Genomic DNA, 1,266 nt, shown 5'->3' with positions numbered 1-1,266 from the left:
GCAGAGCTCGCGCCGTGTCATAGACGGACGGACCGACGCTGCCGCCGTCGCTCATCTCGCTCAGCAGGTGGCGCAATTCGGAAAGGATCTGTTCGGACAGCGCGTTCACGTGGGATATTCCTCTGCAGACGGTTGACGAGAACCAGGATCGGGCAGACGCCGCGCGCGTCGCCGCAGGCCCGTCGCGGCCTGGCCACGGGCAGCGCCGGACGGCCGCCCTGCTGCGGCTCGACGACGCGCCCCGATGCTGGCGCCGGTCCGACGCGTGCGCCGCGGCCGTGCTGGGCAACCGCTGCGATCGGCGCCGCCGACTCGGAACACAGTGCAGCATGCGCCGCTGCCGCCAGCCGATCGCAGCGGCACAGGGGCGGCTCCATCGGACGCGCGCGCTCATGCGCAGGGCGCGTCGTTGAACAGATACGCGTTGGCCCGCTGCAGCATCTGCGCCAATCGTTCCGCACGCGGCCCCAGCGGGGCGATGGCCTCCCCGGCGTCGCTCAACAGATCCAGCGCGAACTGGCGCGCTGCCTGCAGCCCCATGATCGACGCGCAGGTCGGCTTCTGCGCCGCCGCGTCCTTGCCGGGGGTCTTGCCCAGCGTCGCGGTATCCGCTGTCGCGTCGAGAATGTCGTCGACTACCTGCAACGCCAGGCCGAAACAGGCGCTGTAGCGATCGAGCGCATAGTACAGCGCAGCGTGCGCGGCATCCTCCGCGATGGCGCCTAGCGCGCCCATGCGAACGGACGCGCGCACTAGCGCTCCGCTCTTCATCCGGTGCATCGCCACGATCCTGTCCAGCTCGACGTGCTTTCCGACCAGCGATAGATCCATGGCTTGCCCGCCTGCGGCACCCTCGGCGGACACCGCCTGCGCCAGTTCGCGCACGAGCGCGACACGGTTGTCGCCCGGCGCATCCAGGCTCGCCAGGGTCAGGAAGGCGTGCGCCTGCAGCGCATCGCCGACCAGGATCGCGGTGGCTTCGCCGAACTTGACGTGCACGGTCGCAAGGCCGCGGCGAAGCACGTCGTCGTCCATCGCGGGCAGGTCGTCGTGGACTAGGGTACAGGCATGCATCATCTCAATGGCGGCGCCGACGTCGTAGATCATGTGCGCCGACGTGTCGGCCAGTGCGCCGGCAGCCAGACAGAGCAAGGCGCGGGTGCGCTTTCCGCCATGCAAGGTGGCGTAGCGCATCGCCGCCATCAGCTCGGTCTCACCGTCGTCTTCCGCGCAGAGGAGACGCGCCAGCGCCTGTTCGACCCGCTT

At 69.7% G+C, this 1,266-nt stretch carries 1 protein-coding gene; it reads right to left on the bottom strand.

Features of this window, described 5'->3' with window-relative positions; translation table 11 throughout:
* Nucleotides 1–390: 390 nt before the first annotated feature.
* Nucleotides 391–1,266: polyprenyl synthetase family protein (locus EOA85_RS35505; RefSeq protein ID WP_127212748.1), on the bottom strand; the 876-nt coding region annotated here is incomplete at its 5' end.

It is taken from the genome of Mesorhizobium sp. M5C.F.Ca.IN.020.29.1.1 (assembly GCF_003997375.1).
GTDB lineage: Bacteria > Pseudomonadota > Alphaproteobacteria > Rhizobiales > Rhizobiaceae > Mesorhizobium > Mesorhizobium wenxiniae.
The sequence above is the reverse complement of the archived record's forward strand: the minus strand, read 5'-3'. Positions and strand labels throughout refer to the sequence as shown.